The sequence below is a fragment of the Pseudomonas sp. SST3 genome, assembly GCF_003325755.1.
Genome location: NZ_QORI02000033.1, coordinates 14971 through 29461, shown reverse-complemented (window position 1 = coordinate 29461; position 14491 = coordinate 14971). Strand labels below are relative to the sequence as shown.

Here is a 14491-nt window from a genome sequence, read left to right as displayed (position 1 = left end):
TCTGAACGGTCAGGACGACAACGAGATGGGTGTATCGGCTGTGCGCAAGCTGGTCGAGACTCTGGATAGCTATATTCCGGAGCCTGAGCGTGCCATCGACAAGCCGTTCCTGATGCCGATCGAAGACGTGTTCTCGATCTCTGGTCGCGGTACTGTTGTGACTGGTCGTGTCGAGCGCGGCATCGTCAAGGTTCAGGAAGAAATCGAGATCGTGGGTATCCGCGATACGACCAAGACTACCTGCACTGGCGTTGAAATGTTCCGCAAGCTGCTCGACGAAGGTCGTGCGGGTGAGAACGTTGGCGTGCTGCTGCGCGGCACCAAGCGTGATGACGTCGAGCGTGGCCAGGTTCTGGCCAAGCCGGGCACCATCAAGCCGCACACCAAGTTCGAAGGCGAAGTCTACGTACTGAGCAAGGAAGAAGGCGGTCGTCACACTCCGTTCTTCAAGGGCTACCGTCCGCAGTTCTACTTCCGTACGACTGACGTGACTGGTAACTGCGAACTGCCAGAAGGCGTTGAGATGGTAATGCCGGGCGACAACATCAAGATGGTTGTTACCCTGATCGCCCCGATCGCCATGGAAGACGGTCTGCGCTTCGCGATTCGCGAAGGCGGTCGTACCGTTGGTGCCGGCGTGGTTGCCAAGATCATCGAATAATCGTTCGGTGTCGAAAAGGGCCCTTCGGGGCCCTTTTTCTATTGCTGATCATTTATTGACACCCCCTAGACGCATCCGTACAATTGCGCCTCCTTTTACCGGGCGTATTGCGTTTGGTAGGGATGGCTAATTGGAGTCTGAGGTCAAAATGCAAAACCAACAAATCCGTATTCGGTTGAAGGCTTTTGACCATCGCCTGATCGATCAATCAACCCAGGAAATCGTGGAAACCGCGAAGCGTACTGGTGCTCAGGTGCGTGGTCCGATTCCACTGCCGACCCGCAAAGAGCGGTTCACTGTTCTGGTTTCTCCGCACGTCAACAAAGACGCGCGCGACCAGTATGAGATCCGTACTCATAAGCGTGTGCTGGACATTGTTCAGCCGACCGACAAAACCGTCGATGCGCTGATGAAGCTTGATCTTGCGGCTGGCGTGGAAGTGCAGATCAGCCTCGGCTAAAACCAAGAGTTTTAGTCGTGTAACGCTCTGAAATGGGCGGCCATAGCGGGTGAAAGCCCCGTACACTCAAGAGGTTACAACATGACTATTGGTGTAGTCGGTCGTAAATGCGGCATGACCCGCGTTTTCACCGAAGATGGTGTCTCTGTTCCGGTTACGGTCATCGAGATCGAGCCGAATCGCGTCACCCAGTTCAAGAATGAAGAAAGCGATGGCTATCGCGCTGTGCAGGTTACTGTCGGTGAGCGTCGCGCCTCTCGTGTCACCAAGGCTCAGGCCGGTCATTTCGCCAAGGCGAATGTGGCTGCCGGTCGCGGCGTCTGGGAATTTCGTCTCGATGGCGAGGAGTTCCAGGCTGGTGATCAGATTAATGCCGAGATTTTCCAGGCTGGGCAGATGGTGGATGTCACCGGTCAGTCCAAGGGTAAAGGCTTTGCCGGTACCATCAAGCGCTGGAACTTCCGTGGTCAAGACAATACCCACGGTAACTCCGTATCCCACCGCGTTCCGGGTTCGATTGGCCAGTGCCAGACTCCTGGTCGTGTTTTCAAGGGCAAGAAGATGTCCGGGCACATGGGCGCCGAGCGCGTAACCGTGCAGTCCCTGGAAATCGTGCGTGTCGATGCAGAGCGTAACCTGCTGCTGGTGAAGGGCGCTGTGCCCGGCGCCACGGGTGGTGACGTTGTCGTGCGTCCGGCCGCCAAGGCTCGCGGGTAAGGGGGAGTTCACATGCAACTGAATGTAAATGGCGCACAAGCCATCGAAGTCTCCGAGCAAACCTTTGGTGGTGAGTTCAACGAGACCCTGGTGCACCAGGCAGTCGTCGCCTATATGGCTGGCGGTCGTCAGGGCAGCAAGCAGCAGAAGACTCGCTCCGATGTCTCGGGTGGCGGTAAGCGTCCCTGGCGTCAAAAAGGTACTGGTCGCGCGCGTGCGGGTACCTCGCGTGGTCCGATCTGGCGTGGTGGTGGCGTAACCTTCGCCGCTCGTCCGCAGAACCATGAGCAGAAGCTCAACAAGAAGATGTACCGCGCAGCGCTGCGTTCCATTCTTTCCGAACTGGTTCGTTCCGAGCGTCTGGTCGTCGTTGAAGATTTCGCCGTCGACAGCCCCAAGACCAAGCTGCTTGCCAACAAGCTGACCGGTATGGGTCTGAATGACGTACTGATCGTTTCCGATGCTGTCGATCAGAACCTGTACCTGGCGGCTCGCAACCTGCCGCACGTCGATGTTCGTGACGTTCAAGGTTCCGATCCAGTCAGCCTGATCGCCTATGACAAGGTGTTGATCACCGTGTCGGCTGTGAAGAAATTCGAGGAGCTGCTGGGATGAACCAGGAACGCGTATTCAAAGTCCTGCTTGGTCCGCACGTCTCCGAGAAGGCAACCATGCTGGCTGACAGCAAGAGCCAGTTCGTTTTCAAGGTTGCTACTGATGCAACCAAGCTGGAAATCAAGAAGGCCGTCGAAAGCCTGTTCAACGTGAAGGTCGCCAAGGTCAGCACCCTGAATGTTCAGGGCAAGACCAAGCGTACCGCTCGCGGTCTGGGCAAGCGCAACGATTGGAAGAAGGCATACATCGCGCTTCAGCCGGGCCAGGATCTCGATTTCTCCGGCAACGCTGAGTAAGGAAGGGGTGCATCATGGCAATTGTTAAATGCAAACCGACTTCCGCAGGCCGCCGTTTTGTGGTCAAAGTGGTCGGTCAGGAGCTGCACAAAGGCGCTCCTTATGCTCCGCTGCTCGAGAAGAAGTCGAAGTCTGGCGGTCGTAACAACAACGGTCGCATCACCACTCGTCACATCGGTGGTGGTCACAAGCAGCATTACCGTCTGGTCGATTTTCGTCGCAACAAGGATGGCATTCCGGCCATCGTCGAGCGCGTCGAATACGATCCGAACCGTACTGCGCACATTGCGTTGCTCAAGTACGCGGACGGTGAGCGCCGTTACATCATCGCCCCGAAGGGCGTGAGTGCTGGCGATCAGCTGCTCTCCGGCGTCAACGCGCCGATCAAGGCTGGTAACAGCTTGCCGCTGCGCAACATCCCGCTGGGTTCCACCGTTCACGGTGTCGAGCTGAAGCCGGGTAAGGGTGCCCAGATTGCTCGCTCCGCTGGTGCTTCGGCTCAGCTGGTCGCGCGTGAGGGTGCTTACGTAACGCTGCGTCTTCGCTCCGGCGAGATGCGCAAAGTGCTGGCCGAGTGCCGTGCGACCCTGGGTGAAGTCTCGAACTCCGAGCACAGCCTGCGTTCGCTGGGTAAGGCGGGTGCCAAGCGCTGGCGTGGTGTTCGCCCGACCGTTCGCGGTGTGGCAATGAACCCGGTCGATCACCCCCACGGTGGTGGTGAGGGTCGTACCTCCGGTGGTCGTCATCCGGTGTCGCCATGGGGCTTCCCGACCAAGGGCGCGAAGACCCGCTCTAACAAGCGCACCGATAACATGATCGTCCGTCGTCGCAAGTAACTAGAGGGATACGACAGTGCCGCGTTCTCTGAAAAAAGGTCCTTTTATCGATCTTCACCTATTGAAGAAGGTCGAAGTGGCGATGGAAAAGAATGATCGCAAACCGGTTAAAACTTGGTCGCGTCGTTCGATGATCCTGCCGCAAATGGTCGGTCTGACCATCGCTGTGCATAACGGCCGTCAACATGTTCCCGTTCTTGTGAGCGAAGACATGGTCGGTCACAAACTCGGCGAGTTCGCTGGTACCCGCACTTATCGCGGGCACGTAGCGGACAAGAAAGGCAAGCGCTAAGGGGTAAGGAAAGATGGAAGTAGCCGCTAAGTTGTCGGGCGCTCGCATCTCCGCCCAGAAAGCCCGCCTGGTCGCCGACCAGATCCGCGGGAAGAAGGTGGGCGAAGCGCTCAACCTGCTGGCTTTCAGCAGTAAGAAAGCCGCCGAGATCATGAAGAAGGTGCTGGAGTCGGCTGTGGCCAACGCCGAGCACAACGAAGGCGCTGACGTGGACGACCTGAAGGTCTCTACCGTTTTCGTCAACGAGGGGCGTTCGCTTAAGCGCATCATGCCGCGTGCCAAGGGCCGCGCTGATCGCATCGTCAAGCGGTCTTGCCATATCACTGTCAAGGTTGCGGACAAGTAACGGAGTCGATCAGATGGGTCAGAAAGTACATCCCACTGGCATTCGCCTGGGAATCGTCAAGGAGCACACCTCCGTCTGGTACGCAGACGGTCGTACGTACGCCGATTATCTGCTTGCAGATCTGAATGTGCGTGAGTACCTCCAAGACAAATTAAAAAGCGCGTCCGTAAGCCGTATCGATATCCATCGTCCGGCTCAGACAGCACGTATCACCATCCATACCGCTCGTCCCGGCATCGTGATCGGCAAGAAAGGTGAAGATGTTGAGAAGCTGCGTCAGGACCTGACCAAAAAAATGGGTGTGCCTGTGCACATCAACATCGAAGAAATCCGCAAGCCGGAACTCGATGCAATGCTGGTAGCACAGAACGTCGCTCAACAGTTGGAGCGTCGCGTGATGTTCCGTCGCGCCATGAAGCGCGCCGTACAAAACGCGATCCGCATTGGCGCCAAAGGGATCAAAATCCAGGTTAGCGGTCGTCTGGGTGGGGCTGAAATTGCCCGTACGGAATGGTATCGGGAAGGTCGTGTGCCGCTGCACACCCTGCGTGCCGATATCGACTACAACACCTACGAAGCGCACACCACTTATGGTGTGATCGGCGTCAAGGTCTGGATCTTCAAAGGCGAAGTGATTGGTGGTCGCCATGAAGAGCTCAAGCCTCAAGCGCCTGCGCCTCGTAAAAAAGCTGCCAAGTAAGGAGTACGCCAAATGTTGCAACCAAAGCGTACAAAATTCCGCAAGCAGATGACGGGTCACAACCGTGGCCTGGCACAGCGCGGTAGCAAAGTCAGCTTCGGCGAGTTCGCTCTGAAGTCTGTCGCTCGTGGTCGTCTCACTGCGCGCCAGATCGAGTCCGCACGTCGTGCGTTGACCCGTCATGTGAAGCGTGGCGGCAAAATCTGGATCCGCGTATTCCCCGACAAACCTGTCACCAAGAAGCCTCTGGAAGTCCGGATGGGTAAAGGTAAGGGTAACGTTGAGTACTGGGTAGCCCAGATTCAACCGGGCAAGGTGCTCTACGAGATCGAGGGTGTTTCCGAAGAGCTGGCGCGTGAGGCATTCGCCCTGGCTGCTGCAAAGCTGCCGCTCGCCACCTCCTTTGTTAAGCGGACGGTGATGTGATGAAAGCGAATGAGCTTCGTGAAAAATCCGCTCAGCAGCTGAACGAGCAATTGCTCGAGCTGCTGCGCGACCAGTTCAATCTGCGTATGCAGAAAGCAACTGGCCAGTTGGGGCAGTCTCACCTGCTCTCGCAAGTCAAGCGCGACATCGCTCGTGTCAAGACTGTGCTCAACCAGCAGGCAGGTAAGTGATCATGGCTGAAGTTGAAAAAACTGTCCGCACGCTGACTGGCCGCGTCGTCAGCGACAAGATGGACAAAAGCATCACCGTTCTGATCGAGCGTCGCGTCAAGCACCCGATCTACGGTAAATACGTGAAGCGTTCGACCAAACTGCACGCCCACGACGAAACCAACCAGTGCCGTATCGGTGACAAGGTCACGATTCGTGAGACTCGTCCTCTGGCGAAGACCAAGTGCTGGATGTTGGTTGATGTCGTCGAACGTGCCGTCGAAGTCTAAGGGCTAGGGGTCGGAGAAATTATATGATTCAGACTCAATCAATGCTCGATGTGGCGGATAACAGTGGCGCTCGTCGCGTCATGTGTATCAAGGTGCTCGGCGGTTCCCACCGCCGTTACGCCGGCATCGGCGACATCATCAAGGTTACCGTCAAGGAAGCGATTCCTCGTGGCAAGGTCAAGAAGGGCCAGGTGATGACTGCAGTTGTGGTCCGCACCCGTCACGGTGTTCGTCGTCCGGACGGCTCCATCATCCGCTTCGATGGCAACGCTGCTGTTCTGCTGAACAACAAGCAGGAGCCTATTGGCACCCGTATTTTCGGGCCGGTGACTCGTGAGCTTCGTTCTGAGAAGTTCATGAAGATCGTCTCGCTCGCGCCTGAAGTGCTGTAAGGAGAAGCCGCATGCAAAAGATTCGTCGCAACGACGAGATCATCGTCATCGCCGGCAAAGACAAGGGCAAGCGCGGTAAGGTGCTCCGGGTTCTCGCCGACAACCGTCTGGTTGTCGGTGGTATCAATCTCGTGAAGCGCCATACCAAGCCGAACCCGATGTCGGGCGTTCAGGGCGGTATCGTCGAAAAAGAGGCTCCTCTGCACGCCTCTAACGTCGCTATCTTCAATGGCGAAACCAACAAGGCTGACCGCGTTGGTTTCAAAGTAGAAGACGGCAAGAAAATTCGTGTCTTCAAGTCGACCCAAAAGCCGGTTGAAGCTTGAGACTGCTAGGTAGATAACCATGGCACGACTAAAAGAAGTTTATCGGAAGCAAATCGCTCCCAAGTTGAAGGAAGAGCTTCAGCTTGGCAACGTGATGGAAGTTCCGCGCATCACCAAGATCACCCTGAACATGGGTATCGGCGAAGCGATCGGTGACAAGAAGATCATCGACAACGCAGTTGCCGACCTGGAAAAGATCACCGGCCAAAAGGTCGTCGTGACTCACGCTCGCAAATCCATCGCTGGCTTCAAGGTCCGTGAAGGTTGGCCGATCGGTGTCAAGGTGACGCTGCGCAGTGATCGTATGTATGAATTCCTGGATCGTCTGCTTTCGATCTCCCTGCCTCGGGTTCGCGACTTCCGTGGCCTGAATGCCAAGTCCTTCGATGGTCGCGGCAACTACAGCATGGGCGTTAAAGAACAGATCATTTTCCCGGAAATCGATTACGACAAAATCGATGCCCTGCGTGGTCTGGACATCACGCTGACCACTACTGCTCGAACGGACGAAGAAGGTCGTGCGCTGCTGCGTGCCTTCAACTTCCCGTTCCGTAACTAATTGGAGTAGGAAATGGCTAAGCAAAGCATGAAAAACCGCGAGCTGAAGCGTCAGCAGACGGTTGCCAAGTACGCTCAGAAGCGTGCTGCGCTGAAGGCGGTCATCGCTAACCCCGAGTCGTCTCCAGAGGCGCGTTGGGAAGCTCAGGTGGCGCTGCAGAAGCAGCCGCGTGACGCCAGTGCTTCGCGTTTGCGCAACCGGTGCCGTCTGACCGGTCGTCCGCATGGCGTTTATCGCAAGTTCGGCCTTGCACGTAACATGTTGCGTCAGGCTGCAATGCGTGGTGACGTACCAGGTTTGGTTAAAGCCAGCTGGTAATAGGCGCTCCGGCAGTTTCTGTCGGAACCGCAGTTGTCGAATCAAGCCCCTTATGGGGCTTGATTCGTTTCTGAACTGTCTCTAGAATGTCCGGCTCGCCCGAGTCACGCCTCTAGGCGTCCGCTCATCTAGCAGGCGACACGAGCCCTAGCGGGCTTATTTTTTTGAATTAGGAGCCAAGCGCCCATGAGTATGCAGGACCCGTTAGCGGACATGCTAACTCGTATCCGTAATGCCCAGATGGCCGAAAAGTCCGTCGTAAGCATGCCGTCTTCCACATTGAAGGTGGCTGTAGCCAACGTTCTTCAAGGTGAAGGCTATATCGCAGGATACAACGTCAGCAGCGACGCCAAGCCGCAGCTGTCTATCGAGCTCAAATACTTCGAAGGCCGTCCGGTTATCGAAGAGTTGAAGCGCGTAAGCCGTCCTGGCCTTCGCCAGTACAAATCCGTTGATCAGTTGCCGAAAGTACGCGGCGGTCTGGGTGTTTCGATCGTGTCCACCAACAAAGGTGTGATGACTGATCGGGCTGCTCGCGCTGCTGGCGTTGGCGGCGAAGTGCTCTGCACAGTGTTCTAAGGGGGGATAAGCATGTCTCGCGTTGCTAAGAACCCCGTCAAGCTGCCCGCTGGTGTTGAATTCAACATGGCCGGCCAGCAGCTTTCGGTGAAGGGTGCCAAGGGTACTCTCGAACTGAACGTGCACTCGTCTGTGGAAGTGATCCACGAGGCCGGTGAGCTCCGTTTTGCTGCGCGTAATGGCGATCAGCAAAATCGTGCCATGGCCGGTACCACCCGTGCGCTGGTTAACAACATGGTGATTGGCGTCAGCCAAGGCTTCGAGCGCAAGCTTCAGCTGGTTGGTGTTGGTTACAAGGCGCAAGCCAAAGGTCAAGTACTGTCCCTGGCTCTCGGCTTCTCGCACCCGGTGGAGTATGAACTGCCGCAAGGCGTTACCGCTGAGACCCCCAGCCAGACCGATATCCTGATCAAGGGTGTCGATAAGCAACTGGTCGGTCAGGTGGCCGCTGAAATCCGTGACTTCCGTCGCCCAGAGCCTTACAAGGGCAAAGGCGTACGTTACTCGGACGAAGTGGTCCGTCGTAAAGAAGCTAAGAAGAAGTAGGGCATAGCAAATGAGCGTAAAGAAAGTTACTCGTCTGCGTCGCGCTCGCAAGGCACGCCTGAAGATGCGCGAGCTGGAAACCGTACGCCTTTGTGTGTACCGCTCTTCCCAGCACATCTACGCCCAGGTCCTTTCGGCCGACGGCGGCAAGGTCCTGGCCAGTGCCTCGACTCTCGACAAAGAACTGCGCGGCGGTGCCACCGGCAACGTCGACGCTGCCAAGAAAGTTGGTCAGCTGGTCGCTGAGCGTGCTAAGGCCGCAGGTGTCACCCAGGTGGCGTTCGACCGTTCTGGCTTCAAGTACCACGGTCGTGTTAAGGCACTGGCTGATGCTGCTCGTGAAGGCGGGCTGGAGTTCTAAGTTATGGCATATAACGAGCAAAAGCGCGACGAAGGCTACATTGAGAAGCTGGTTCAAGTTAACCGCGTCGCCAAAACAGTAAAAGGTGGCCGTATCTTCACTTTCACTGCGTTGACCGTGGTGGGTGATGGTAAGGGCCGTGTAGGGTTCGGTCGTGGCAAGTCCCGCGAAGTTCCGGCCGCCATTCAGAAGGCCATGGAAGCGGCTCGCCGCAACATGATCCAGGTCGATCTGAACGGCACCACGCTGCAATACGCTACCAAGGCTGCTCATGGCGCCTCCAAGGTGTACATGCAGCCTGCTTCTGAAGGTACCGGTGTCATTGCCGGTGGTGCCATGCGCGCCATCCTGGAAGTTGCTGGCGTGCAGAACGTCCTGGCCAAGTGCTACGGCTCTACCAATCCTGTGAACGTGGTTCATGCCACCTTCAAGGGTTTGAAAGCCATGCAGTCGCCTGAGTCGATCGCTGCAAAGCGTGGCAAGAGCGTTGAGGAGATTTCCTGATCATGGCTAACACCGTCAAGGTCACGCTGATCAAAAGCGTCAGCGGTCGTATCCCCAATCACAAGCTTTGCGTCAAGGGCCTCGGTCTGCGTCGCATTGGTCACACTGTCGAAGTTCAGGACACTCCTGAAAATCGCGGCATGATCAACAAGGCTTATTACATGCTCCGTGTGGAGGGCTAAGCCATGCAACTGAACGATCTGCGTTCTGCGCCAGGTGCCCGTCGCGAAAAGCTGCGTCCGGGCCGTGGTATCGGCAGCGGTCTCGGCAAGACCGGTGGCCGTGGTCACAAGGGTCAGACTTCCCGCTCTGGCGGCAAGATTGCTCCCGGGTTCGAAGGCGGTCAACAGCCTCTGCATCGCCGTCTACCCAAGTTCGGTTTCGTCTCCCTGAAAGCTATGGATCGTGCTGAAGTACGCACCTCTGAGCTGGCCAAGGTTCAAGGCGACATCGTAACTGTGCAGAGCCTCAAGGATGCCAACGTCATCAATCAGAACGTACAGCGTGTGAAAGTCATGCTGTCCGGCGAGGTTGGTCGCGCGGTAACTCTGAAAGGCGTCGCTGCCACCAAGGGTGCGCGTGCGGCTATCGAAGCAGCTGGCGGCAAGTTCGAGGAATAAATGGCTAAGCAAGGTGCTCTCTCCGCGCTGAGTAATGGCGGGCTTTCTGAACTCTGGGCTCGTCTGCGTTTTCTGCTGATGGCGATCATCGTCTATCGGGTTGGCGCGCACATCCCGGTGCCGGGAATCAATCCCGACAGGTTGGCCGAGCTGTTCCGTCAGAACGAAGGGACCATCCTTAGCCTGTTCAATATGTTTTCCGGTGGTGCGCTGGAGCGCATGAGTATTTTTGCGTTGGGGATCATGCCGTACATTTCGGCATCGATCATCATGCAGCTCATGACCGCTGTCAGCCCGCAATTGGAGCAATTGAAGAAAGAAGGTGAGGCCGGTCGTCGCAAGATCAGCCAGTACACGCGTTACGGTACGCTGGTGCTGGCGATCGTGCAGGCTATTGGTATGTCGGTCGGCCTCGCTGGCCAGGGTGTCGCGTTCAGTACTGACTTCGGCTTCTACTTCGTGGCTATCACCACCTTCGTGGCTGGTGCGATGTTCATGATGTGGTTGGGTGAGCAGATCACCGAACGGGGTGTCGGTAACGGCATTTCAATGCTGATTTTCGCCGGTATCGTTGCGGGCTTGCCTGGCGCTCTCGGTCAGTCTTTCGAGTCCGCTCGGCAGGGGGATGTCAATATCATCGCTCTGCTGGCTGTTGGGCTGTTGGCCGTTGCCATCATTGGTTTCGTGGTGTTCATTGAACGTGGTCAGCGGCGGATCGCCGTGCATTACGCCAAGCGTCAGCAGGGTCGCAAGGTCTTTGCTGCGCAGACTAGCCACTTGCCGTTGAAGGTGAACATGGCGGGTGTTATCCCTGCGATTTTCGCCAGCAGCATCCTGCTGTTCCCTGCATCGCTCGGGCAGTGGTTCGGGCAGTCGGAGAACATGGGGTGGCTGGCTGATATTTCTCAGTCCATCGCCCCTGGTCAGCCGTTGAACATCTTGTTGTTCAGTGCCGGTATCATCTTCTTCTGCTTCTTCTATACGGCATTGATGTTCAATCCGAAAGACGTTGCGGAAAATCTGAAGAAGTCCGGTGCGTTTATCCCAGGGATTCGGCCTGGTGAGCAATCGGCACGCTATATCGATGGTGTGCTGACTCGCTTGACCATGTTCGGTGCCCTGTACATGACGGCCGTGTGCCTGCTTCCGCAGTTCCTTGTGGTGGCTGCAAACGTGCCGTTCTACCTTGGCGGGACGTCCTTGTTGATTGTGGTTGTGGTTGTCATGGACTTCATGTCCCAGGTTCAATCGCACCTCATGTCTCACCAGTACGATTCCCTGATGAAAAAAGCCAACCTGAAGGGCTATGGCAGCGGAATGCTCCGCTAACTCAACCCGTAAGGTTCCAGGAGTTGTCATGAAAGTTCGTGCATCGGTCAAGAAACTGTGCCGTAACTGCAAAATCGTCCGGCGCGAAGGCGTCATTCGGGTGATCTGCAGTGCAGAACCGCGTCACAAGCAGCGCCAAGGCTGATTGTGAGCTAAAGCTCGAGCCCGGCAGCTAGTGCGCTGCCGGGTTGATTATTTGTTATTACAGCGTTAGTATCTCGCGCCCTTTTCTTGGCTTCCGGGGCGTTGGGTAGCTGTCAATTGGAGTTTCACTGAATGGCCCGTATTGCAGGCGTAAACATTCCGGATAACAAGCACACTGTTATCTCGCTGACCTACATCTATGGTGTTGGTCGCACTCGCGCGCAGACTATCTGCGCAGCTACCGGTGTAAATCCGGCAGCAAAAATCAAGGATCTTTCCGACGAGCAGGTCGAACTGCTACGTGGCGAAGTGGGCAAGTTCATCGTTGAAGGTGACCTGCGTCGCGAAGTCAACATGAAGATCAAGCGCTTGATGGACCTGGGTTGCTACCGCGGCCTGCGTCATCGTCGTGGTCTGCCGGTACGCGGTCAGCGCACCAAGACCAACGCTCGTACCCGTAAGGGTCCGCGTAAGCCGATCCGCAAGTAATCGCGTTAGCGCATCGACAGGAATCTAATCATGGCAAAACCTGCTGCTCGTCCTCGTAAGAAAATCAAAAAGACGGTGGTTGATGGCATCGCCCATATCCACGCGTCTTTCAATAACACCATCATCACTATCACCGATCGCCAAGGCAATGCGTTGTCCTGGGCTACGTCCGGTGGTTCCGGTTTCCGTGGCTCTCGTAAGAGCACGCCGTTCGCTGCCCAGGTGGCTGCTGAACGTGCTGGTCAGGCGGCACTGGAATATGGCCTCAAGAACCTCGACGTGAACGTCAAGGGTCCTGGTCCGGGCCGTGAATCTGCCGTTCGTGCATTGAACGGCTGTGGTTATAAAATCGCCAGCATCACCGACGTGACGCCAATCCCGCACAACGGGTGCCGTCCGCCGAAGAAGCGCCGCGTGTAATCAGGAGACAGTGAGAAATGGCTCGTTATATTGGTCCCAAGTGCAAACTGTCTCGTCGTGAAGGCACCGATCTCTTTCTGAAGAGTGGTGTACGCGCGCTCGAATCGAAGTGCAATATCGAAACCCCACCGGGTGTTCATGGTCAGCGTCGTGGTCGTCTGTCTGACTACGGCACTCAGCTGCGTGAAAAGCAGAAGGTTCGCCGTATCTATGGCGTGCTCGAGCGCCAGTTCAGCGGTTACTACAAGGAAGCGGCCAGCCGTAAGGGCGCTACCGGTGAAAACCTGCTCCAACTGCTGGAGTGCCGTCTGGATAACGTGGTTTACCGCATGGGCTTCGGCTCTACTCGTGCCGAGTCGCGTCAGTTGGTTTCCCACAAGGCAATCAGTGTCAACGGCAAGACCGTGAACGTCCCGTCCTTCCAAGTGAAGGCGGGTGACGTGGTCGCCGTTCGTGAGAAGTGCCGTAACCAGCTGCGCATCGCCCAAGCCCTGGATCTGTGCGCACAGCGCGGTCGCGTTGAGTGGGTCGAAGTAGATACCGACAAGAAATCCGGTGTTTTCAAGAGTGTTCCGGCTCGCAGTGATCTGTCTGCCGACATCAACGAAAACCTGATTGTCGAGCTCTACTCCAAGTAAGGGCTAGAAAATAGGTGTATCCATGCAGATTTCGGTAAATGAGTTCCTGACCCCCCGCCATATCGATGTGCAGGTGGTCAGTCCGACCCGTGCCAAAATCACTCTCGAGCCTCTCGAGCGTGGTTTCGGCCATACCCTGGGCAACGCGCTGCGTCGTATCCTGTTGTCCTCCATGCCCGGCTGCGCTGTGGTCGAGGCTGAGATCGACGGTGTGCTCCACGAGTACAGCGCTATCGAGGGCGTGCAGGAAGATGTCATCGAAATCCTGCTGAACCTCAAAGGTATCGCCATCAAGCTGCATGGCCGTGATGAAGTGACCTTGAGCCTGGTGAAGAAGGGCGCGGGCGCTGTTACCGCTGCCGATATCCAGCTGGATCACGATGTCGAAATCGTCAATGGCGATCACCTGATTGCCAACCTGGCGGCTAATGGCTCGATCAACATGAAGCTGAAGGTCGCTCGCGGCCGTGGCTACGAGCCGGCTGACGCTCGTCAGAGCGACGAAGACGAGAGCCGCAGCATCGGCCGTCTTCAGCTCGACTCGACTTTCAGTCCGGTTCGTCGCGTTGCTTATGTTGTCGAAAACGCTCGTGTTGAGCAGCGTACCAACTTGGACAAGCTGGTCATCGACCTGGAAACCAACGGAACCCTGGATCCCGAAGAGGCGATCCGTCGTGCCGCGACCATTCTGCAGCAGCAGCTGGCCGCGTTCGTCGACCTCAAGGGTGACAGCGAGCCAGTCGTGGTCGAGCAGGAAGACGAGATCGATCCGATCCTGTTGCGTCCAGTTGATGACTTGGAACTGACCGTTCGTTCGGCCAACTGCCTCAAGGCAGAAAACATCTACTACATCGGTGATCTGATTCAGCGTACCGAAGTCGAGCTGTTGAAAACGCCGAACCTGGGCAAGAAGTCTCTGACCGAAATCAAAGACGTTCTGGCCTCCCGTGGTCTGTCCCTCGGCATGCGCCTCGACAATTGGCCGCCGGCTAGTCTCAAGAAGGACGATAAGGCTACGGCCTGATCGCCCATAGTCACCGAACTGATCGTTTGGTAAGGAATTTCAATCATGCGTCATCGTAAAAGTGGCCGTCATCTCAGCCGCACAAGCGCTCACCGTAAGGCCATGTTTCAGAACATGGCGGTGTCGTTGTTCGAGCACGAACTGATCAAAACAACCCTGCCCAAGGCTAAAGAGCTGCGTCGCGTTGCCGAGCCGCTGATTACCCTGGCCAAGGAAGACAGCGTCGCCAATCGTCGTCTGGCTTTCGACCGTACTCGCTCGAAGGCTATCGTTGGCAAGCTGTTCAATGATCTGGGTCCGCGTTACGCCACCCGTCAGGGCGGTTACCTGCGTATCCTCAAGTGCGGTTTCCGCGCTGGGGATAATGCACCGATGGCTTACGTTGAACTGGTTGACCGTCCGGTTACCGGTGAAGTGGAAGCGGCCGAATAAG

At 56.6% G+C, this 14491-nt stretch carries 29 protein-coding genes; all 29 read left to right on the top strand.

Translation table 11 applies throughout. The annotated features are described in order from the left end of the window. Positions 1 to 661: EF-Tu C-terminal domain-related protein (locus tag DQ405_RS21575; RefSeq protein WP_241730105.1), on the top strand; the 661-nt coding region annotated here is incomplete at its 5' end. A gap of 148 nt (positions 662 to 809) precedes the next feature. Beyond that, positions 810 to 1121 carry a 30S ribosomal protein S10 gene (rpsJ, locus tag DQ405_RS21570; protein ID WP_003186070.1) on the top strand — a complete coding sequence of 104 codons (312 nt, stop codon included), beginning with the start codon at positions 810 to 812 and terminating at the stop codon, positions 1119 to 1121. Positions 1122 to 1202: 81 nt separating this feature from the next. After that, positions 1203 to 1838 (top strand): 50S ribosomal protein L3, encoded by a 636-nt coding sequence (rplC, locus tag DQ405_RS21565; protein WP_168426059.1) that lies wholly within the window; start codon positions 1203 to 1205, stop codon positions 1836 to 1838. Positions 1839 to 1850: 12 nt separating this feature from the next. Next, positions 1851 to 2453 (top strand): 50S ribosomal protein L4, encoded by a 603-nt coding sequence (gene rplD / locus DQ405_RS21560; RefSeq protein WP_019339977.1) that lies wholly within the window; start codon positions 1851 to 1853, stop codon positions 2451 to 2453. After that, entirely contained in the window at positions 2450 to 2749 is a 300-nt protein-coding gene (rplW, locus tag DQ405_RS21555) for a 50S ribosomal protein L23 (protein WP_021209378.1), read from the top strand. The genes rplD and rplW overlap by 4 nt, the downstream gene beginning before the upstream one ends. Positions 2750 to 2763: 14 nt before the next feature. Further along, positions 2764 to 3585, top strand: coding sequence for a 50S ribosomal protein L2 (gene rplB / locus DQ405_RS21550; RefSeq protein ID WP_168426058.1), 822 nt, complete (start codon positions 2764 to 2766; stop codon positions 3583 to 3585). A gap of 16 nt (positions 3586 to 3601) precedes the next feature. Further along, positions 3602 to 3877: a 30S ribosomal protein S19 gene (rpsS, locus tag DQ405_RS21545; protein WP_021209376.1), complete on the top strand. Its 276-nt coding sequence runs from the start codon at positions 3602 to 3604 to the stop codon at positions 3875 to 3877. 13 nt (positions 3878 to 3890) lie between these two features. Beyond that, positions 3891 to 4223 (top strand): 50S ribosomal protein L22, encoded by a 333-nt coding sequence (gene rplV, locus DQ405_RS21540; protein WP_003103908.1) that lies wholly within the window; start codon positions 3891 to 3893, stop codon positions 4221 to 4223. Between the two features lie 13 nt (positions 4224 to 4236). Beyond that, positions 4237 to 4923 carry a 30S ribosomal protein S3 gene (gene rpsC / locus DQ405_RS21535; protein WP_021209375.1) on the top strand — a complete coding sequence of 229 codons (687 nt, stop codon included), beginning with the start codon at positions 4237 to 4239 and terminating at the stop codon, positions 4921 to 4923. A 12-nt stretch (positions 4924 to 4935) separates the two neighbouring features. Continuing rightward, positions 4936 to 5349: a 50S ribosomal protein L16 gene (gene rplP / locus DQ405_RS21530; RefSeq protein ID WP_021209374.1), complete on the top strand. Its 414-nt coding sequence runs from the start codon at positions 4936 to 4938 to the stop codon at positions 5347 to 5349. After that, on the top strand, positions 5349 to 5540 hold the full coding sequence (gene rpmC / locus DQ405_RS21525) for a 50S ribosomal protein L29 (protein ID WP_003289209.1): 192 nt from the start codon (positions 5349 to 5351) through the stop codon (positions 5538 to 5540). Before rplP ends, rpmC begins: the two co-directional genes overlap by 1 nt. Positions 5541 to 5542: 2 nt before the next feature. Next, complete coding sequence (gene rpsQ, locus DQ405_RS21520; RefSeq protein WP_029404618.1) at positions 5543 to 5809, top strand: 30S ribosomal protein S17; 267 nt, start codon at positions 5543 to 5545, stop codon at positions 5807 to 5809. 23 nt (positions 5810 to 5832) lie between these two features. Continuing rightward, positions 5833 to 6201, top strand: coding sequence for a 50S ribosomal protein L14 (gene rplN / locus DQ405_RS21515; protein WP_003289207.1), 369 nt, complete (start codon positions 5833 to 5835; stop codon positions 6199 to 6201). Positions 6202 to 6212: 11 nt separating this feature from the next. After that, a complete protein-coding gene (rplX, locus tag DQ405_RS21510; RefSeq protein WP_168426057.1) occupies positions 6213 to 6527 on the top strand; it encodes a 50S ribosomal protein L24 in 315 nt (104 codons plus the stop codon). A gap of 19 nt (positions 6528 to 6546) precedes the next feature. Then, entirely contained in the window at positions 6547 to 7086 is a 540-nt protein-coding gene (gene rplE, locus DQ405_RS21505) for a 50S ribosomal protein L5 (RefSeq protein ID WP_019339970.1), read from the top strand. A 12-nt stretch (positions 7087 to 7098) separates the two neighbouring features. Next, entirely contained in the window at positions 7099 to 7404 is a 306-nt protein-coding gene (rpsN, locus tag DQ405_RS21500; RefSeq protein ID WP_025240349.1) for a 30S ribosomal protein S14, read from the top strand. Between the two features lie 186 nt (positions 7405 to 7590). Continuing rightward, on the top strand, positions 7591 to 7983 hold the full coding sequence (rpsH, locus tag DQ405_RS21495; RefSeq protein ID WP_003281824.1) for a 30S ribosomal protein S8: 393 nt from the start codon (positions 7591 to 7593) through the stop codon (positions 7981 to 7983). A gap of 12 nt (positions 7984 to 7995) precedes the next feature. Further along, a complete protein-coding gene (rplF, locus tag DQ405_RS21490) occupies positions 7996 to 8529 on the top strand; it encodes a 50S ribosomal protein L6 (RefSeq protein ID WP_025240350.1) in 534 nt (177 codons plus the stop codon). Between the two features lie 10 nt (positions 8530 to 8539). Continuing rightward, positions 8540 to 8890, top strand: a complete 351-nt coding sequence (rplR, locus tag DQ405_RS21485) for a 50S ribosomal protein L18 (protein WP_019339967.1) — start codon at positions 8540 to 8542, stop codon at positions 8888 to 8890. A gap of 3 nt (positions 8891 to 8893) precedes the next feature. Then, positions 8894 to 9394 carry a 30S ribosomal protein S5 gene (rpsE, locus tag DQ405_RS21480; protein ID WP_019339966.1) on the top strand — a complete coding sequence of 167 codons (501 nt, stop codon included), beginning with the start codon at positions 8894 to 8896 and terminating at the stop codon, positions 9392 to 9394. Positions 9395 to 9396: 2 nt separating this feature from the next. Then, complete coding sequence (rpmD, locus tag DQ405_RS21475; RefSeq protein ID WP_003281818.1) at positions 9397 to 9576, top strand: 50S ribosomal protein L30; 180 nt, start codon at positions 9397 to 9399, stop codon at positions 9574 to 9576. A gap of 3 nt (positions 9577 to 9579) precedes the next feature. Beyond that, positions 9580 to 10014, top strand: a complete 435-nt coding sequence (rplO, locus tag DQ405_RS21470) for a 50S ribosomal protein L15 (protein ID WP_168426056.1) — start codon at positions 9580 to 9582, stop codon at positions 10012 to 10014. Next, a complete protein-coding gene (gene secY, locus DQ405_RS21465) occupies positions 10015 to 11343 on the top strand; it encodes a preprotein translocase subunit SecY (RefSeq protein WP_168426055.1) in 1329 nt (442 codons plus the stop codon). Positions 11344 to 11371: 28 nt separating this feature from the next. Further along, positions 11372 to 11488, top strand: coding sequence for a 50S ribosomal protein L36 (gene rpmJ, locus DQ405_RS21460; protein ID WP_021209367.1), 117 nt, complete (start codon positions 11372 to 11374; stop codon positions 11486 to 11488). Positions 11489 to 11619: 131 nt separating this feature from the next. After that, the gene (gene rpsM, locus DQ405_RS21455; protein ID WP_045430560.1) at positions 11620 to 11976 is read left to right on the top strand and encodes a 30S ribosomal protein S13; all 357 of its coding nucleotides are present in this window, start codon (positions 11620 to 11622) and stop codon (positions 11974 to 11976) included. Between the two features lie 30 nt (positions 11977 to 12006). After that, positions 12007 to 12396, top strand: a complete 390-nt coding sequence (gene rpsK, locus DQ405_RS21450) for a 30S ribosomal protein S11 (RefSeq protein WP_019339962.1) — start codon at positions 12007 to 12009, stop codon at positions 12394 to 12396. A gap of 17 nt (positions 12397 to 12413) precedes the next feature. Beyond that, positions 12414 to 13034 carry a 30S ribosomal protein S4 gene (gene rpsD / locus DQ405_RS21445; protein ID WP_168426054.1) on the top strand — a complete coding sequence of 207 codons (621 nt, stop codon included), beginning with the start codon at positions 12414 to 12416 and terminating at the stop codon, positions 13032 to 13034. A 22-nt stretch (positions 13035 to 13056) separates the two neighbouring features. Next, a complete protein-coding gene (locus DQ405_RS21440; RefSeq protein WP_168426053.1) occupies positions 13057 to 14058 on the top strand; it encodes a DNA-directed RNA polymerase subunit alpha in 1002 nt (333 codons plus the stop codon). Between the two features lie 45 nt (positions 14059 to 14103). Further along, complete coding sequence (rplQ, locus tag DQ405_RS21435) at positions 14104 to 14490, top strand: 50S ribosomal protein L17 (RefSeq protein ID WP_019339959.1); 387 nt, start codon at positions 14104 to 14106, stop codon at positions 14488 to 14490. The last annotated feature ends 1 nt before the right edge of the window (position 14491 follow it).